At 69.1% G+C, this 16,913-nt stretch carries 13 protein-coding genes; 4 read left to right on the top strand and 9 right to left on the bottom strand.

Annotation, left to right across the window (positions count from 1 at the left end):
- Window positions 1-69: 69 nt before the first annotated feature.
- The 3 genes from ACFY4A_RS09660 (at window position 70) to ACFY4A_RS09650 (ending at window position 3,199) form a co-directional block, all read left to right on the top strand.
- Entirely contained in the window at window positions 70-1,143 is a 1,074-nt protein-coding gene (locus ACFY4A_RS09660; protein WP_390828993.1) for a ParA family protein, read from the top strand.
- The gene (locus ACFY4A_RS09655; RefSeq protein ID WP_390828867.1) at window positions 1,140-2,258 is read left to right on the top strand and encodes a ParB/RepB/Spo0J family partition protein; all 1,119 of its coding nucleotides are present in this window, start codon (window positions 1,140-1,142) and stop codon (window positions 2,256-2,258) included. Before ACFY4A_RS09660 ends, ACFY4A_RS09655 begins: the two co-directional genes overlap by 4 nt.
- Window positions 2,259-2,581: 323 nt before the next feature.
- Window positions 2,582-3,199 (top strand): GNAT family N-acetyltransferase, encoded by a 618-nt coding sequence (locus ACFY4A_RS09650; RefSeq protein WP_390828866.1) that lies wholly within the window; start codon window positions 2,582-2,584, stop codon window positions 3,197-3,199.
- A gap of 94 nt (window positions 3,200-3,293) precedes the next feature.
- Here the strand turns inward: ACFY4A_RS09650 and trxA are convergent, their stop codons facing one another.
- The 7 genes from trxA to ACFY4A_RS09615 all read right to left on the bottom strand — a co-directional run bounded on the left by trxA (window position 3,294) and on the right by ACFY4A_RS09615 (window position 13,068).
- Window positions 3,294-3,626 (bottom strand): thioredoxin, encoded by a 333-nt coding sequence (trxA, locus tag ACFY4A_RS09645; protein ID WP_141359862.1) that lies wholly within the window; start codon window positions 3,624-3,626, stop codon window positions 3,294-3,296.
- Window positions 3,627-3,669: 43 nt separating this feature from the next.
- Window positions 3,670-4,641, bottom strand: coding sequence for a thioredoxin-disulfide reductase (trxB, locus tag ACFY4A_RS09640; protein WP_390828865.1), 972 nt, complete (start codon window positions 4,639-4,641; stop codon window positions 3,670-3,672).
- A 169-nt stretch (window positions 4,642-4,810) separates the two neighbouring features.
- Window positions 4,811-5,674, bottom strand: a complete 864-nt coding sequence (locus ACFY4A_RS09635; RefSeq protein WP_390828864.1) for a hypothetical protein — start codon at window positions 5,672-5,674, stop codon at window positions 4,811-4,813.
- Complete coding sequence (sigM, locus tag ACFY4A_RS09630) at window positions 5,671-6,396, bottom strand: RNA polymerase sigma factor SigM (protein WP_390828863.1); 726 nt, start codon at window positions 6,394-6,396, stop codon at window positions 5,671-5,673. The genes ACFY4A_RS09635 and sigM overlap by 4 nt, the downstream gene beginning before the upstream one ends.
- A gap of 26 nt (window positions 6,397-6,422) precedes the next feature.
- Window positions 6,423-8,141 (bottom strand): protein kinase family protein, encoded by a 1,719-nt coding sequence (locus ACFY4A_RS09625; RefSeq protein ID WP_390828862.1) that lies wholly within the window; start codon window positions 8,139-8,141, stop codon window positions 6,423-6,425.
- A gap of 118 nt (window positions 8,142-8,259) precedes the next feature.
- On the bottom strand, window positions 8,260-10,590 hold the full coding sequence (murJ, locus tag ACFY4A_RS09620; RefSeq protein ID WP_390828861.1) for a murein biosynthesis integral membrane protein MurJ: 2,331 nt from the start codon (window positions 10,588-10,590) through the stop codon (window positions 8,260-8,262).
- Between the two features lie 45 nt (window positions 10,591-10,635).
- Complete coding sequence (locus ACFY4A_RS09615; RefSeq protein ID WP_390828860.1) at window positions 10,636-13,068, bottom strand: DUF6049 family protein; 2,433 nt, start codon at window positions 13,066-13,068, stop codon at window positions 10,636-10,638.
- Between the two features lie 297 nt (window positions 13,069-13,365).
- Here ACFY4A_RS09615 and ACFY4A_RS09610 point away from each other — a divergent pair, with 297 nt between their 5' ends.
- Complete coding sequence (locus tag ACFY4A_RS09610; RefSeq protein WP_390828859.1) at window positions 13,366-14,838, top strand: CCA tRNA nucleotidyltransferase; 1,473 nt, start codon at window positions 13,366-13,368, stop codon at window positions 14,836-14,838.
- 104 nt (window positions 14,839-14,942) lie between these two features.
- Here ACFY4A_RS09610 and ACFY4A_RS09605 read toward each other — a convergent pair whose 3' ends face one another.
- Window positions 14,943-15,488: a hypothetical protein gene (locus tag ACFY4A_RS09605; protein WP_390828858.1), complete on the bottom strand. Its 546-nt coding sequence runs from the start codon at window positions 15,486-15,488 to the stop codon at window positions 14,943-14,945.
- A gap of 99 nt (window positions 15,489-15,587) precedes the next feature.
- Window positions 15,588-16,850 (bottom strand): MFS transporter, encoded by a 1,263-nt coding sequence (locus ACFY4A_RS09600; protein ID WP_390828857.1) that lies wholly within the window; start codon window positions 16,848-16,850, stop codon window positions 15,588-15,590.
- Window positions 16,851-16,913 lie beyond the last annotated feature (63 nt).

Below are 16,913 nucleotides of genomic sequence, written 5' to 3'. Positions count from 1 at the left end.
ACGAAGTTGTCCACAGAGGTGGATTTCTCCACAGAACGTCAGGCCTCACTGGTTCACGACCCCGAAGGCATGGGAGGCTCTGTTCATTGCGAGCCTGAAGTCGAGGAGAGTGAATCCTTGCGGTCCGACGCCAACATTGCGGGACCGATGACCGATCCGGTCCCCGGTCCCCGTACCGAATCGATGGGGGAGGATGTTTCACGTGAAACACCGCCCCCGATGGACGACACTCCCATCGGTCGTGCTGCCCAACTGGCGGTCGAGGCTCTGGGCCGCGCCGGCGAGGGTCTGCCCCAGCCTGAACAGACCCGTGTCATCGTGGTGGCCAACCAAAAGGGTGGCGTGGGCAAGACGACGACGACCGTCAACCTTGCCGCTTCGCTGGCTCTGCACGGTGCCCGTGTCCTGGTGATCGACCTCGACCCGCAGGGCAATGCCTCCACGGCGCTGGGCATCGACCATCACGCCGAAGTCCCTTCCATCTATGACGTCTTGGTGGAGAGCAGGCCGCTGTCTGAGGTCGTCCAGCCCGTCCCCGATGTTGAGGGTCTCTTCTGCGCCCCCGCCACGATCGATCTCGCCGGTGCGGAGATCGAGCTGGTGTCCCTGGTGGCGCGGGAGAGCCGGCTGCAGCGGGCGATCCAGGCCTACGAGCAGCCGCTGGACTACATCCTCATCGATTGCCCGCCCTCACTCGGCCTGCTGACGGTCAACGCGCTCGTCGCCGGCCAGGAGGTCCTCATCCCGATCCAGTGCGAGTACTACGCGCTGGAGGGCCTGGGCCAGTTGCTGCGCAATGTCGACCTGGTGCGGGGGCACCTCAACCCCGCCCTGCATGTGTCGACCATCCTGCTCACCATGTACGACGGCCGGACGCGCCTTGCGTCCCAGGTCGCGGAAGAGGTGCGCAGCCACTTCGGTGACGAGGTGCTGCGGACGAGCATTCCTCGCTCCGTCCGTATCTCCGAGGCGCCGAGCTATGGGCAGACGGTGCTGACTTACGATCCAGGGTCAAGCGGTGCCCTCTCCTATCTTGAGGCGGCACGAGAAATCGCGCTGAGGGGCGTCGGTGTCAGCTATGACGCCACGCACGCCCACCTCGGCGCACAGGGTGATCCGAACTTGGTGGAGGGGATTCAGTGAGCGAGCGACGGAGGGGGTTGGGCCGTGGTCTCGGCGCGCTGATCCCCGCTGCCCCGACCGGGGAGAAACAGCCGGCTCCGGCGACGGCGGGGGGCGCGGGCTCCGCGTCGTCCACGGCCGTCCCCGTGCTGACCGGTGACCGCGGTGACCGGGGTGTGGCGGCGGCGAAGGTGACCACGCTGCCGCCTGTTTCACGTGAAACATCGCAGCCGCAGCCGAACAGCGCGACTGAGATGACCGCGTCGGTGATGGGTGCCCACTTCGCCGAGATCCCCCTCGGCTCCATCACGCCGAACCCGCGCCAGCCACGTGAGGTCTTCGACGAGGACGCGCTGGCCGAGCTCGTCACCTCCATCAAGGAGGTCGGACTCCTCCAGCCCGTCGTCGTCCGGCAGCTCGGCCCCGCGCGCTACGAGCTCATCATGGGTGAGCGGCGCTGGCGGGCCTGCCGCGAGGCGGGGCTCGCGGCCATCCCGGCGATCGTGCGGGCTACGGATGACGAGAAGCTTCTCCTGGACGCCCTGCTCGAGAACCTGCACCGGGCCCAGCTGAACCCGCTGGAAGAGGCGGCTGCGTACGACCAGCTGCTGAAGGACTTCAACTGCACGCACGACCAGCTGGCGGACCGGATCGGCCGGTCCCGCCCGCAGGTTTCCAACACCCTGCGTCTGCTGAAGCTCTCGCCGGCCGTGCAGCGCCGGGTCGCCGCCGGGGTTCTTTCGGCCGGACACGCGCGGGCGCTGCTCTCGGTCGAGGACTCGGAGGAGCAGGACCGGCTGGCCCACCGGATCGTCGCCGAGGGGCTGTCGGTGCGGGCGGTCGAGGAGATCGTGACCTTGATGGGGTCGCGGCCGAAGGCGGCTCCTCGCTCCAAGGGCCCGCGTGCCGGTGGGCGGGTCTCTCCGGCACTGTCAGATCTCGCCACGCGTCTGTCCGACCGCTTCGAGACGCGGGTGAAGGTCGACCTGGGCCAGAAGAAGGGCAAGATCACCGTCGAGTTCGCTTCCATGGAGGACCTGGAGCGCATCCTCGGCACGCTGGCTCCGGGCGAGGGCCCGGTGATGCAGAAGAGCCACCTGGACGACGAAGCGTTGGACGAGGAGACGGAGGGCTGAGGCCGTCCGATGCACGTGTTTCGGCTCGACCGATCGGCACAGGCGGGTCGTGTCCGGTGTGTACCGGAACACGGCCCGCTCTTTGCTTTCAGGCGGTATCGATGGAATCGCATGGTCGATACGATGCGTTCATGTATGACGCATCCACCCGGCGGTACCTCTAGCGGGAGGCAGGGCATGCGAACGGTGAGCCGCACCGGAATGCTCGGCGCGGGCCTGGGGCTGGGTGCGGTCGGCGGATTCGTCGGCAGCCTCCTCAAGGAACGCAGCGCTCTGACAGCCGCGCGTGGCGCCGCGGGCGAAGGAAGCGAGGAACAGCCTCCATGGGCCGTAGGCTCGTACCGCTCACTCTGGACAACCTTCAAGACCTGCCGCAGCGCTGCCGTGCGTGCGTCTTCTGGGAGCTGGATCCCGTCAGTGGCGAAGCAGCGGTGAAGGCGGGCACAGCCGCAGCGGAAAAGGAAGCATGGATCTCCGCCGTCCTGCTGGACTGGGGCTCCTGCGGCCGCGTCGTCTACGTCGACGACGCACCCGTGGGCTTCGTGCTCTACGCTCCCCCCGCCTACGTCCCTCGTTCCACGGCGTTCCCTACGAGCCCCGTCTCTCCGGACGCGGTGCAGCTAATGACCGGCTTCATCATGCCGGGCTACCAGGGTCAGGGGCTGGGCCGTGTGATGGTCCAGACGGTCGCGAAGGACCTGCTGCGGCGGGGCTTCAAGGCCATCGAGGCATTCGGGGACGTCCGCTGGAAGGAACCCGCCTGCATGCTCCCCGCCGACCATCTGCTGGCCGTGGGGTTCAAGACGGTCCGGCACCACCCGACCCACCCGCGGCTTCGACTGGAACTGCGGTCGACGCTGTCCTGGAAGGAAGACGTGGAGATGGCGATCGACCGGCTGCTGGGAGCCGTGCAGAAGGAACCGGCACTGAGGCCGCTGTAAACGAGCTGCCACATACGAATGGGCCAACTTTTCAGGGTTGGCCCATTCGTGTTTCACGTGAAACATCGCCGCCGTCTTGGCGGCCCTGCCGCGCTTACTCGGCGACGAAGTCCTCGAGGTCGCGAACGATCGCGGCCTTCGGCTTCGCTCCCACGATGGTCTTGGCGACCTCGCCGTTCTGGTAAACGTTCAGGGTCGGGATGGACATGACCCCGTACTTGGCGGCGGTGTTCGGGTTCTCGTCGATGTTGAGCTTGACGACCTCGATCTTGTCGCCGTACTCGGCGGCGATCGCCTCGAGGGACGGAGCGATCTGGCGGCAGGGACCGCACCAAGCGGCCCAGAAGTCCACCAGGACGGGCTTGTCGCTCTTCAGGACGTCCTGCTCGAAGGAGTCGTCGGTCACGTTCTTCAGGGTGCCGGCCACAGCGGGCTCCTTAACTGGTCGTGCGGTGGGGTGGTTGGGGGTTTCAGACGGTGGACTTCTCGGGCTCGGCCTTCTGCTCGTTGTCCGCGAGAGCCGCGAGGAAGCGCTCGGCGTCGAGGGCGGCGGAGCAGCCGGTGCCGGCCGCGGTGATCGCCTGGCGGTAGGTGTGGTCAACCACGTCGCCGGCGGCGAAGACACCGGTCAGGTTGGTGCGGGTGGACGGCGAGTCGACCTTCAGGTAACCCTCCTCGTCCAGGTCCAGTTGGCCCTTGAAGAGCTCCGTGCGCGGGTCGTGGCCGATCGCGATGAACAAGCCCGTCACCGGCAGGTCCGACAGCTCGCCGGTCTTGACGTTGCGCAGCTTCAGACCGGAGAGCTTCTGGTCGCCCTGGATGTCCGCGACCTCGCTGTCCCAGATGAACTTGATCTTAGGGTCGGCGAAGGCGCGCTCCTGCATCGCCTTGGAGGCACGCAGGGTGTCCCGGCGGTGGACGACGGTGACGGACTTGGCGAACCGGGAGAGGAAGGTGGCCTCCTCCATGGCGGTGTCACCGCCACCGATCACGGCGATGTCCTGCTCCCTGAAGAAGAAGCCGTCACAGGTGGCGCACCAGGAGACACCGCGGCCGGAGAGCGTGTCCTCGTTCGGCAGACCGAGCTTGCGGTGCTGCGAGCCGGTGGTGACGATGACGGCTTTCGCCCGGTGTACCGTGCCCGCGGTGTCCGTGACGGTCTTGATCTCACCGCTCAGATCGACGGAGACCACGTCGTCCGGGATGAGCTCGGCACCGAAACGCTCGGCCTGCGCACGCATGTTGTCCATGAGCTCGGGACCCATGATTCCGTCGCGGAAGCCGGGGAAGTTCTCCACGTCGGTGGTGTTCATCAGGGCACCACCCGCGGTGACCGCACCCTCGAAAACCAGCGGCTTCAGCGACGCGCGCGCGGTGTAGAGCGCCGCCGTGTAGCCGGCGGGCCCGGAGCCGATGATGATCACGTTACGGACATCGCTCACGGCTTGATTCCTCGTCTCTGGACTGTGTCGTACGGCCGGTGGGAGCCTCTCTCACAGCTCTCACCCCACCCAACGGATCCTAAGGGGCAAGCATTCCCGGTGTGCCGGGGCACACGGAGGCGCGACATCGCACGGGATGCCATGCAGCGCAAGGACCGAGCGTGCGGGCTCAGGGACGCGCGTAGGAGTGCGACAGCAGCACCTTGGCCGTGACCGCCGGTTGGCGGACACAGCTCGCGTCGACCAGGTAGGCCGTGACGCGAGTGCTGTCGCCGGAGGCGTCGGGCAGCACGACGAGATAGGCGTCCATGCCGTCATAGGTGCCTGTCCGGGCGGCGAGCGGGGTGCCGCTGTCATTGATGCCCTGCCGCACGCACGAGGGGACCGTTGGGGGTCGGCTCTTCAGCAGCTTCGGCTTCCCGGTACCGGGAGCGGAGTCCACGCCGAAGCTGTGCGGGGCGTGGGTATCGCTTTGCGCCTGCTGCTCCTGGTCGAGGAGATCGGCGACCTCGCTCTTGAGGGTGCCCGCGGAGAAGGTGTCCGCAGACGTATGCGGACGGTCGTGCGACGCTGCGGTGTCGGCTCCCATGTTCTCGTGGAGCGTCGCCAGAACCACGGATGTCACGCCCAGGACTGCGAGAGCGACGACGGATCCCAGAACGGCGACCCTGCGGCGTCCGCGCCGGGTGCCTGTCTTACGACCCGGGCCGGTGCTGGAGGCGCGAGGGTGACCGGAGGGGCGCTCCGCGGCCGATGTTTCACGTGAAACACGCACGCCACCGTCCACAGGGGCCTCGGCAGCGAGAGCCGCATCGATACGGTCCGCCACGTCGGCCGGCATGGCGGGCACATCCGGCAGGGTGCCGAGCAGGCCACGGATCTCCGTCAGCGACGCGTGGACATCGGTGCACAGCTCGCACTCGTCCAGATGCCGCTGTAGGACCTCGGCCCGGGAGGCTCCGAGGAGGCCTTCGGTGAGGTCGGAGATCTCCGTGACGTCCGGGTGCCCGGCCGCGTCTGTCGTGGATGTCACGCTCGCCCACCTCCGCCCTTCACAGCAGCTGAATCGCTTGATCCCGTGTCCTGCGCCTGCGTGCTCTCAGGACTCGCCGACGGTGGGACGGATGTCCCCTGCATCCGGTTCCGTCCCGCGCCCGATTCCTTCTCGTCGCCGCTGCGTCCTGGTCGCAGATGGGTGAGCAGCGGCAGGAGCCGCGCTCTGCCCCGGGCGCAACGGCTCTTCACCGTTCCGGTCGGCACGTCGAGAATGCGGGCGGCCTCGGCGACCGGGTAGCCCTGCATGTCCACAAGCACCAGGGCGGCCCGCTGGTCCGGTGGGAGAGTGTCCAGTGCCTCGACGAGCTGCCTCTGCACGTCGTTCCTCTCGGCGGGCGCCGAGGCCGATTCGTGCGGCTCCAGCAGCTGCTCCAGGCGCTCGGCGTCGTTCACGGGCGCGGTCTTGCGGGAGGCGGCCTTGCGGACCCGGTCCAGGCAGGCATTCACCGTGATCCGGTGCAGCCAGGTCGTGACGGCCGACTGGCCGCGGAAGGTGCCTGCGGCCCGGTAGGCGGAGACGAACGCGTCCTGCACGGCGTCAGCGGCCTCCTCACGGTCGCCCAGCGTGCGCAGGGCGACCGCCCAGAGCCGGTCACGGTGGCGGCGTACGAGCTCACCGAAGGCTTCGGGGTCGCCCTCCACGTGACGGGTGAGCAGCTCCTGATCGCTTGCTCCGCCGTATCCGGCGCCGTCCGCCATCTGACCCCTTCCCCCTCGGTGGGATGTCAGCCCGTGAACTTCACGTCCGTGATGGCCTGTTTGTAGCCGGCTCCGCTGTAGCCGTCACTGGGCGCCATGGGCACGTCCGTGAGCCACAGAAGCACGTACTGCGTCTTGATCGACTTGGTCGCCTTCACCGTGAGAGAGGCCCCGCTGGTGGTCGCGGTTCCAATCTCCTTCATCCCGTCGATCCCGGTCGAGGGACTCAGGGAGTCAGCGGCATAGAGGTGGACCGTCGTGTGGTCACCGGTATAGCGCAGCCCTATCGACGCCGTCGAGATCTCCTTGTCCGAGCCGAGGTCGTAGACGATGCCCACGCCCGGCTTGTAGGGAGCCAGCCGTGGGCCGTCGTTGTAGCGCTTGGTCCGCCAGTACGTGGAACTGTCACCGTCGTACGTCTTCCCGACGTCTCCGGGAGCCTGGGCGTCACCACTGGCGACGTACTCCTGCGCGCGCTGGATCTGGAGCGGCTGGGCCGGCTTCGGCTGCTTGTCGTTCTTGTCGCTGCCGTCCTGCGTCTGCGTCTGGGTGTCGTCGGACTTGCCGCCCTGGCCCAGCAGGGCATCCGCGAGCTGCCAGCTGCCCAGGCCCAAGGCGGCGATGAGGAGGGCCGAGACGGCCCACTTCAGGGCCTTGCCGGTGCGGCTCTGCAGCGGAGGCGGCGGGGCCGGGACCGGCTGAGTGACCCCGGGGCGCGGTGCCGGACGGCCGTACGAGCCCTGCTGGTAGGAGGTGCCCTGGTACTCCGGCGGTGCGGTGAACGTCGGCTCCGGCGGCCGGACGCGCGGCATCTCACCGATCGCCTTGACCAGTTCCTCCGGGGTGGTGCACGCCGACTCGTGGCGGGAGGCGGTGGCGCCGTCGTTGGCGAGGGCGCGCATGGCGAGTTCGGACAGGCCGCGGTGGACGCCCGCGCGCACCTGGTCGGGGGCGATGAGGCCGATGTCCTTGGGCAGGCCGGACAGGCCGTAGGCGTCGCTCTCGTACGGCCAGCGCTGGGTGAGCGCCGCGTACAGCAGGGCGCCGATCGCCTCGGTGTCCGTGCGCTGCGGGGTGTCGGAACTGATGCCGCGCAGCGCGGCGTTCACGGCGAGGCCGCGGATCCGCCACTGGCCGGTGGAGGTGCGCAGTACGGCGTTGGGGTTCAGGCGCAGATGGGCGAGGCCTTCGCGGTGTGCGGCGGCCATGGCGGAGGCGATCTGACTGACCAACTGGTAGGCGTCGTGCGGTTCCAGAGGGCCCGAGGCCAGAAGCGTGGTCAGCTCCGTCGCGTCGGGCAGCCACTCGTGGACGACGTAGACGAGGTCGTTCTCCTCGACGGCGTCGAGCACCTGCACGAAGCGGGGATCGCCGAGCAGCGCGGAGGAGCGGGCCGCGGCCAGCACGGACCGGGCTCGTGCATGGTCCGCGGGAAGGATGTGCACCCCGACGGCGCGACGGAGCTTCTCGTCGACAGCTCGCCAACTGCTGAATCCGTCCAGACGGGTGACGCACTCTTCGAGGCGGTAGCGTCCGGCCAGCTTGTGACCGCTGTGAAGTTCGGGCGGTGAGGCCTTCTTCCCGGAACCCTCCGTCCCGCTGTTCCCCTGTGCCTTGTCGTTGTCCGTGCCCCGCTCCCGATTTTGGGCCACCCCGTCGGACGTGGACTGGTCCGCCTCGGCGGTCAGCGACTGCTCGCCGCTGTTGTCTGCCACGTCGACGGCAGCCGTGATCCGTTCCGCCACCGTCGCTCCTGCCTCCCCATCCATCGCGCGCTGTCCGACGCCGAATCCAATTGTGCCCACAGTCCGCCGCTATGCACGACACACGGCTGCGGACGATGGTTGTGCGCCTACCCCCGACTCAACGCCCCAGGCGCCCGCGGACCATGCCCACGAGACCGTTGATTTCCTCGATGCGCATCCGGCGGGCGGCGACGAAGAAGACTCCGAGCAGCAGTACTCCACCGGCCAGCAGCGCGACGAAGGACCCGAGGACGCCCTGGCCCAGCGTGTGGCCGATGCCGTAGCAGGCCGCGCCACTGATGAGTGCCGCCGGCACCGAGGCGATGCCCAGCCGCGCGTACGTCCGCAGCACACGGGAGCCGTCGAGGTCGCCGCCCAGCCGCTGGCGCAACCGGCGCCAGGCGACACCGACGCCGGTCGCGTACGCGAGACCGTACACGGCCGCCATGCCGGCCACGGACCAGCGGGCCGGAAGTAGGAAGTAACACAGGAGTGAGGCGCCCGCGTTGACCGCGGCCACGATGACCGTGTTGTAGAAGGGCGTGCGGGTGTCCTCGAAGGCGTAGAACGCGCGCAGGACGACGTACTGCACGGAGTACGGGATCAGGCCGAGTCCGAAGGCCATCAGCATGTAGCCCATGTTGGTGGCGGCCGTGGTGCCCTGGGAGCCGAAGATCAGCGTGCACATGGGGATGCCGAGGGCGAGGAACCCGAAGGCGATGGGCACGATGGCGACCGCCGTCGTCCGCAGACCCTGCGAGATGTCGTCGCGGACGGCGCCGGCGTCGTTCTCGGCGGCCGAACGCGAGATGCGGGGCAGCAGGGCCGCCATCAGCGAGACCGTGATGATGGCCTGGGGCAGGCCCCAGATCAGCTGGGCGTTGGCGTAGGCGCTGAAGCCGGTGCCGTCGATGTGCGTGCGGGCGACGGCGGAGGTGGCCAGTTGGGTGACCACCAGGGCGCCCGCCTGGTTGGCGAGGACGAAGAGGACCGTCCACTTGGCGAGCATGGCCGCCTTGCCGAGGCCGTGCCCTTTCCAGTCGAAGCGCAGACGGAGCTTGAACCCGGTCTCGCGCAGGTACGGGATCATGGCGAGTGCTTGCACGACGAGGCCGAGGAGCACACCGACGCCCAGCAGCCGCTGGCCTTCCGGCGGGATGTTCGTGACGGTCATGTGGGAGTTCGCGGCCGTGCCGTAGACCCACAGGAACGTGCCGAGCGTGAAGATGATGACGATGTTGTTCAGGACCGGCGTCCACATCATCGCGCCGAACTTGCCCCGGGCGTTGAGGATCTGCCCCATCACCACGTGGACGCCCATGAAGAAGATCGAGGGCAGGAAGTACCGGGTGAAGGTGATGCCGACTTCGTTGGCGGCCGGATTGCTGGCGACCGAGTTGGAGAGCATCCGGACCAGAAGCGGCGCCGCGAACATCGTGATGGCGGTGAGTGCGCCCAGTGCGACCATCACCAGGGTGAGCAGCCGGTTGGCGAACGCCTCGCCCCCGTCGTCGTCCTCCTTCATGGCGCGGACGAGCTGCGGGACGAACACGGAGTTCAGACCGCCGCCGACGGTCAGGATGTAGATCATCGTCGGCAGCTGGTAGGCCACCTGGAAGGTGTCGCCCAGCAGGGCCGTGCCCAGCGCGGCCACGATCATCGCCGAGCGGATGAACCCGGTGAGCCGGGAGACCATCGTGCCCGCCGCCATGACGGCGCTCGACTTCAGCAGTCCCGCGGCCTTCCCGCCCTTCTTCGCCGCCGGAGCGGGGGCGGGCTCGGCCGCCGCGGCAGAAGCCTCGGCGACGGCCGGTGCGGAGGCGTACGGTCCCATCGGTCCTCGACCGGCCGCCGGGGCCGGGGCGGGGCCGGGAACCGAGGGGACCGCCATCTGCGGGCGTCCGCCCATGTCCTGCGGTGGCTGGTAGCCGTGCTGGCCAGGGCCCTGGTGGCCATAGCCGTCCTGGCGCATGTCCGAACGGCCGCCGTGTTGCTGGTCCCGGAAGAGGTGGGCGAAGGCGTCCGGCTCGTGGTGCTCCTCGCCGGAGTGGCTGACCAGGTCGTCGACGCCCACGAACTGCGTGGTGCGGGGATCCTCACCGTGCGGCAGGTACTGGGTGGGGCCTGACGGCTCCGGCGGGGGGGTCTGCGCCCACACGCGGGGGTCGGGGGGGTACGGCGACTGCGCGGGGCGGCCGTACAGCGGCTGCTGCGGCCCGTTCGTGCCCGGGGGAGGCGGAGGGTGCGCGGCACGGTCGTACAGAGCCTCGCCGACCGGATCCTGGGCGGTGAGGTCCTGTGCCCGGTAGGGGTCGTCGTCGTAGGCGTCCTGGAGGTACGTGTCCGCGGGAGGCTGCGGCGGCAGCTGGCCGTGTCCGGGCGGCGGCGCGTCGGGGTGGCCCGAGCCGCCCACGGCCTGGCCGCGGTCACCGTCGTACGGCGCGTTCATGCTTACCCCACCTCATCGTCCCGGGCCCTCCGGGCCACGACATCCTCAACGGTCCACTTTCTCACCCGTGCCGGACGGGTCTGTGCTTTCCGCTGCGGTGTCCGGTGTCGGGTCACTCGGCTGCTCCGGGTCGTCTGCCCGGGACCGGGTGCCGGACTCTTCTGTGAGACGACCGGCGGAGCCTGCGGGGTTCTCCGGCTCGCCGCCTTCGGGCTCGTCCGCGCTGTCACCGGCCTCTCCGGCGCCGTCCTCACTGCTTCCGGCGTCCTGCGGGTCCTGGGCGGCCTCCTTGGCCGCCGCGCGCTTGCGCTGTGTGTACATGCGGAAGCCGGCTAGGACGAGCAGCAGGACGCCGCCGCCGATGACCAGCATCACCGTGGCCGTGATCTCGGTGACCTTCACATCGAAGGTGACGGGCGCGCCGTATTCCCGGCCGTCCTGCGTGTAGAGCTGGGCGACCACCGTCACGGGGCCGTTGGCGTTGGCCGACGTGGGGAACTTCACGGACTGGCTGTGCCCGCCGGAGACCGCGACGGGCTGCTCCGCGTACGCCTTGCCGCCGATCTTGAGGCGGGTGGGGTTGGTCGAGGTGAGGCGCAGCATCAGGTGGTCGACGCCCTGGACCAGGTTGTTCTGCACGGTCACCGGGATCGTGGCGCTGCGGCCGGAGAGCTTTGTCTCCGACTTGTCGATCAGCTTGACCTGCTCGGAGAGGTCGTCGAGGTACGCCTCCACGCCGTCCCGGAAGCTCGACGCCTCGCCGGACCGGCCGCGCCACGACGTGGCCATCTCCCGGTTCATGGCCCGTCCGAACGGCGTGACGACCCGGGACGGGTCCGTGAGGACGACCTGGAAGTTGTCGACCTTGTCCTGCGTCCTGGCGATCGCCCAGAAGGCGGCTCGCCCGATTTCCTTCTTGCGCAGCGAGGAGGGGTAGTCCGCGGTGGACGGGATCTTCGTGGTGGCGTCGGGGTCCGGCTTGGCCATGGCGGCCGCTGTCAGGTCCTGCGACTGGGACCACGTGCTCTGCTGGAGGGCCGTCAGCGCCTGCGCCATGGCCTGGGCCTGGTGCGCGGTGGGCATGCGCTGCGGGGCCACGACGATGCTGCGCTGCCGGTTCGTCTGGTTGTCGAGCTCCAGGCTCTGGGCGAGGAACTCCTGCACGGCGAGCGTGGTGGCGTCGGCCTGAGTCATGTCACCCTCGAACGCCGTCGACAGGCGGGCGTCCGCGACGACCGCCGTGGTGCCACTGCCGATCGGGCGGGCTGCGGAGGGCGTGTAGGTCAGCCCGCTGGTCTCCTGGAGGCTGTCGCTGCGCGTGATGACCTTGTCTGCGCCCGCGGAGGTGGCGACCTTGACGATCGACCGGTCGATGGCGCCGTCCACAGGCCAGGCGAAGTCCGTGCTCGGTTTCACGTGGAGCACCGTCTCCACCGTGCTGGCGGCGACGTCGGTGGCGTCCTTGAGCTGACTCAGTGAGCCGGTGACGCTCGTGCCGTGGTGGGCGAGGGAGGCCAGGTCCGGGTCGGCGAAGGGCAGCGCCACGACGTCCTTGCCCGCCACCGCCTGCTGGAGCTCGGCGAGCCACTTCTTGGCGACATCCTGATGGGTGCCCGGCACGGGCGTGCCGTCGTCGGTCTGGACGCGGTAGTTGCGGGTCATGGCGTCGACGGACGCCAGCAGGTCGGGGTCGATCACCCAGGTGACGTCGAGATCCTTGCCCAGCGACAGCATCTGCTCCAGGCGTCCGCCGGGAGCGAGGTCCTTGGCGAGGTCGTCGTCGAGGAAGACCGGCGTCTGCTGTGCTCCGGGGCCCGTCTCGGCCGTCATGTGGACGCTGGACACGAGCGGCCACAGGTAGGTCGTCTTCGTCTTCGTGCCCGCCTCGTCCGGCTGCCACGGCAGGAACGTGCGCTGGATGCCCAGGACCTGTTCCCAGGGCTGGACGGAGGTCTGGCCGGACAGCGAGACGGAGAGCTCGTAGACCCCGTTCGTGCCGAGGTTCAGCTTGTCGACCGGCACGGAGATGCTGAAGTGCTCGGCGACGCCGGGAGCGAGCTGGGGGAACTTCTGGACGTACTTGCCGCCGACCTCGGGGCCGTCTGCGCCCGGATCGAATTTGGTGCGCTGGGCCACGGTGTCGATCGCCGAGCGGGTGTCCAGCTCCGGGCCCACGCGCAGACCCACGTGGGCGTCGGTGACGGCCTGCTTGCCCTTGTTCGTCACCGTGCCGGAGACGGTCAGCGTGTCCCCCTCCGAGGGGGCGCTGGGGCTGAACGAGTCGAGGGAGACGGCGACCGTACGCGAGCCCGACGCGGTCTGCGGGGACTGCTGCCCGGCGGCGTGTGCGGACGGCGTGGCGGGCAGTTGGAGCAGAGCGGCCAGCAGCGGGGCTCCGGCGAGCAGTGCCCCGGCACGCCGCAGCCGGCGGCGGGCAGGTGAGGGACTGGTCCCCTGGAAGTCTGCCGCCTCGGCCACGCGCTCGCCCGTCCCTCGTCGTCAGTGGTCGTCGGAATGTGCGTCCACGCATGGTAACGATGTGCGCCGAGGGGAAGTGCCTCGGAGGCGGTCACAAGATCGCTGGACGTTGGTGGACGCCCTGGATATGCCCGTATCCGGGGATGCTGTTTGTTACGTCACCAAGGCATGGTTTGAGTAGGTAATAAGGGGTCTGGTGCCGTGCCCCCGGTGATGTAGTTCTCGCGGACCGGCCGAGCCCGGCGCCCGAACAATGACGGCGCGGCCGAGTGCCCGGGCCACGTACCCTTTTCTGTTGTGCCGAACGCCAACGAAGAAACTTCCCCTGCCCTGAGCCAGGTGCAGCAGCGCGCGGTGAGCGAGCTGCTGCGGGTGGCCCCCGTCGCCGACGACCTCGCGCGCCGTTTCCAGGAGGCCGGGTTCTCCCTCGCCCTGGTCGGCGGCTCGGTCCGGGACGCGCTGCTCGGCCGGCTCGGCAACGACCTGGACTTCACGACCGACGCCCGCCCCGAGGACGTACTGAAGATCGTGCGGCCCTGGGCGGACGCCGTCTGGGAGGTCGGGATCGCCTTCGGCACGGTCGGGGCGCAGAAGCGGGCCCGCGTCGGGGACGTCGACCGGTGCTTCCAGATCGAGGTGACCACCCACCGGTCGGAGGCCTACGACCGCTCCTCGCGCAAGCCCGAGGTGTCGTACGGCGACTCCATCGAGGAGGACCTCGTCCGTCGTGACTTCACGGTCAACGCCATGGCCGTGGCGCTGCCGGAGAAGACGTTCATCGACCCGCACGGCGGGATCGGCGACCTCGAGGCGGGAGTGCTGCGCACCCCCGGCACACCCGAGGAGTCCTTCTCCGACGACCCGCTGCGCATGATGCGGGCCGCGCGCTTCGCCGCCCAGCTCGACTTCGACGTCGCCCCGGAGATCGTGACGGCGATCAAGGAGATGGCGGGGCGCATCGAGATCGTCTCGGCCGAGCGGGTCCGGGACGAGCTGAACAAGCTGATCCTGTCGACCCACCCGCGCAAGGGTCTGACCCTGCTCGTCGACACCGGTCTCGCCGGCCATGTCCTGCCCGAGCTGCCTGCCCTGCGCCTGGAGAGCGACGAGCACCACCGGCACAAGGACGTCTACGACCACACGCTGATCGTGCTGGAACAGGCGATGGCGCTGGAGGAGGAGCCCGACCTGACCCTCCGCCTTGCCGCCCTTCTGCATGACATCGGCAAGCCGCGCACGCGCCGCTTTGAGAAGGACGGCCGGGTCTCCTTCCACCATCACGAGGTGGTCGGCGCGAAGATGACCAAGAAGCGCATGACCGCGCTGAAGTACTCCAACGAGCTGGTGAAGGACGTTTCGCGGCTGGTCGAACTCCATCTGCGTTTCCATGGCTACGGCACCGGCGAGTGGACGGACTCGGCTGTCCGCCGATACGTCCGCGACGCCGGCCCGCTGCTCGACCGCCTTCACAAGCTGACCCGCTCGGACTGCACCACCCGTAACAAGCGCAAGGCGTCCGCGCTGTCTCGGGCGTACGACGGCTTGGAGGAGCGCATCGCCCAGCTCCAGGAACGGGAGGAGCTCGACGCGATCCGTCCGGACCTCGACGGCAACCAGATCATGGAGATCCTCGGTGTCAAGCCTGGCCCGGCCGTCGGCAAGGCGTACAAGTACCTGCTGGAGCTCCGCCTCGAGAATGGCCCAATGGAGCACGACGCTGCGGTGGCGGCGCTCAAGGAGTGGTGGGCCGAGCAGGAGGAGCAGGGCTGAGGCTGTGCGAAGAGCGCTCGTGTTTCACGTGAAACGCGAGCCCGGAAACGACGAGGGGCGATGTTTCACGTGAAACATCGCCCCTCGTCATGGTCATACGGGTGCTACTGGGCCGCGGCGCCGGTCTCCTTCAGGCACAGCACCACGTCGTGCCCGCCTCCGGACTGGACGTAAGAGACGGTCCACCCCTTGACGCCTTCGCACTTCTCCTCGTCGGAGGAGCCGTCGAATTTCTGGATCACCTTGTACTCGGACTCACCGGACGAGCAGCCGACCTCCTGGAGGTCGGGATTGGAGTCGGTCCCCTCGTTGTGCAGGCAGGCGCCCACCGAGGCCGTCTCGGCGTCGGTCTGGTTGAACCACCAGCCGATACCGAACTTGACGAGGAGGATGACGACAGCAACGACAACCGCCCCGATGATGCCCAGCGCCTTCTTGGCTCCGGACTTCGGCGGAACGGGCGGCGGGACCGGTGCACCCTGCTGCTGCGGGAAGGGGGCGTACGGCGCCTGCGGCGGGTAAGGCTGCTGCGGGGCTCCGGGCTGACCGGGCTGCTGCCCCATGGGAGCGGTGGGCGCCTGGGCGTGCGGGTTCTGGCCCTGGGGCGGCGGCGGAGTGGTCACTTGGGGGTCCCCCTGGAACTTGGGCATGACGGCAAGAACATGCTGTCGAAATAAGACGCACGTAAGTTACAGGTCAGGACTGACACTGCTGTAGCCCACTGGGACTCTGTGTCATTGATGTGACACTTATCGGCCTGCAAAGCGGGTCATAGCGGCCGCAACCGCTCCATAGATCACGGCAACCATGACGACGAGCACGGCCGAGCGGCCGTCCGGTGGCAGCATCAGCGCGGCGACCTCCGCGGCACCGACGAAGGCCACGTTGAACAGCACGTCGTACACGGAGAAGATCCGGCCGCGGAAACCGTCGTCGACCGCGGACTGCACCATCGTGTCCGTGGCGATCTTCGCGCCCTGGGTGATGAGCCCCAGCATGAACGCCGCGACCAGCAGAGGGCCGGCGGCGAACGGCAGGCCCAGGGCGGGCTCGAGAACCGCGGCGGAGCCGGCGCACACGGCGATCCAGCGGGCCGGCCCGAGCCGGCCCGCCGCCCACGGTGTGACCACGGCCGCCGCGAAGAACCCGGCGCCGGAGAGGGCCAGCGCCAGCCCGAGCAGACGCAGCCCGTCCCGTGTGTTCGAGGTCAGGCCGTAGCGGCACAGCATCAGCACCAGGACGGTCAGCGCCCCGTAGCAGAACCGCATCAGCGTCATCGAGGCCAGCGCCCAGGCGGCCTGCCGCCGTGACGGCGCGGCAAGGTGCCGTACAGCCGCCATCAGATCGCGTGCGGTGACGGTCAGTGCCGCACCCAGCCCTGGCCCCTCCGGCCGCCGGTCGGGGCCGAGCAGATCCGGTGCCATGAGCAGCGAGGTCAGGGCCGCGCACAGATACAGGGCGGCCCCCAGCAGCACCACGGCCGCGTCGGAGTCCGCTCCCACCAGCCGTACGACGAAGGCGAGACCGCCACCCGCGAAGGCGGCCAGGGAGCCGGCGGTCGGAGACAGGGAGTTGGCCATCACCAGCCGCTCGGCGTCGACCACACGCGGCAGTGCGGCGGACAGCCCGGCGAGGATGAAGCGGTTGACGGCGGTGACGCACAGCGCGGAGACGTAGAACAGCCAGTCCGGCACGGCGGCGACCATCAGCACGGCCGTGGCGGCCGCCATCACGGCACGCGCCAGGTTGCCGTGGAGGAATACCTGGCGGCGGCGCCAGCGGTCCAGCAGGACGCCCGCGAAGGGGCCGACCAGGGAGTACGGCAGGAGCAGTACCGCCATCGCGGAGGCGATCGCGGCGGGCGAGGTCTGCTTCTCCGGGGAGAAGACGACGTAGGTGGCGAGCGCGACCTGGTAGACGCCGTCGGCGCTCTGGGAGAGCACCCGCACGGCGAGCAGGCGTCTGAAGTTCCTCAAGCGCAGCAGGACACGCAGGTCACGGACGACGGCCATGGGGCACAGCCTCACATGTGGGAGGGCCCCCGGGTGCACGCACGGCGTACACGGACGGGGGCC

It is taken from the genome of Streptomyces sp. NPDC001292 (assembly GCF_042896465.1).
Classification (GTDB): domain Bacteria; phylum Actinomycetota; class Actinomycetes; order Streptomycetales; family Streptomycetaceae; genus Streptomyces.
Note: the sequence above shows the minus strand (reverse complement) of the source record. Positions and strands in the feature narration are given on the sequence as shown.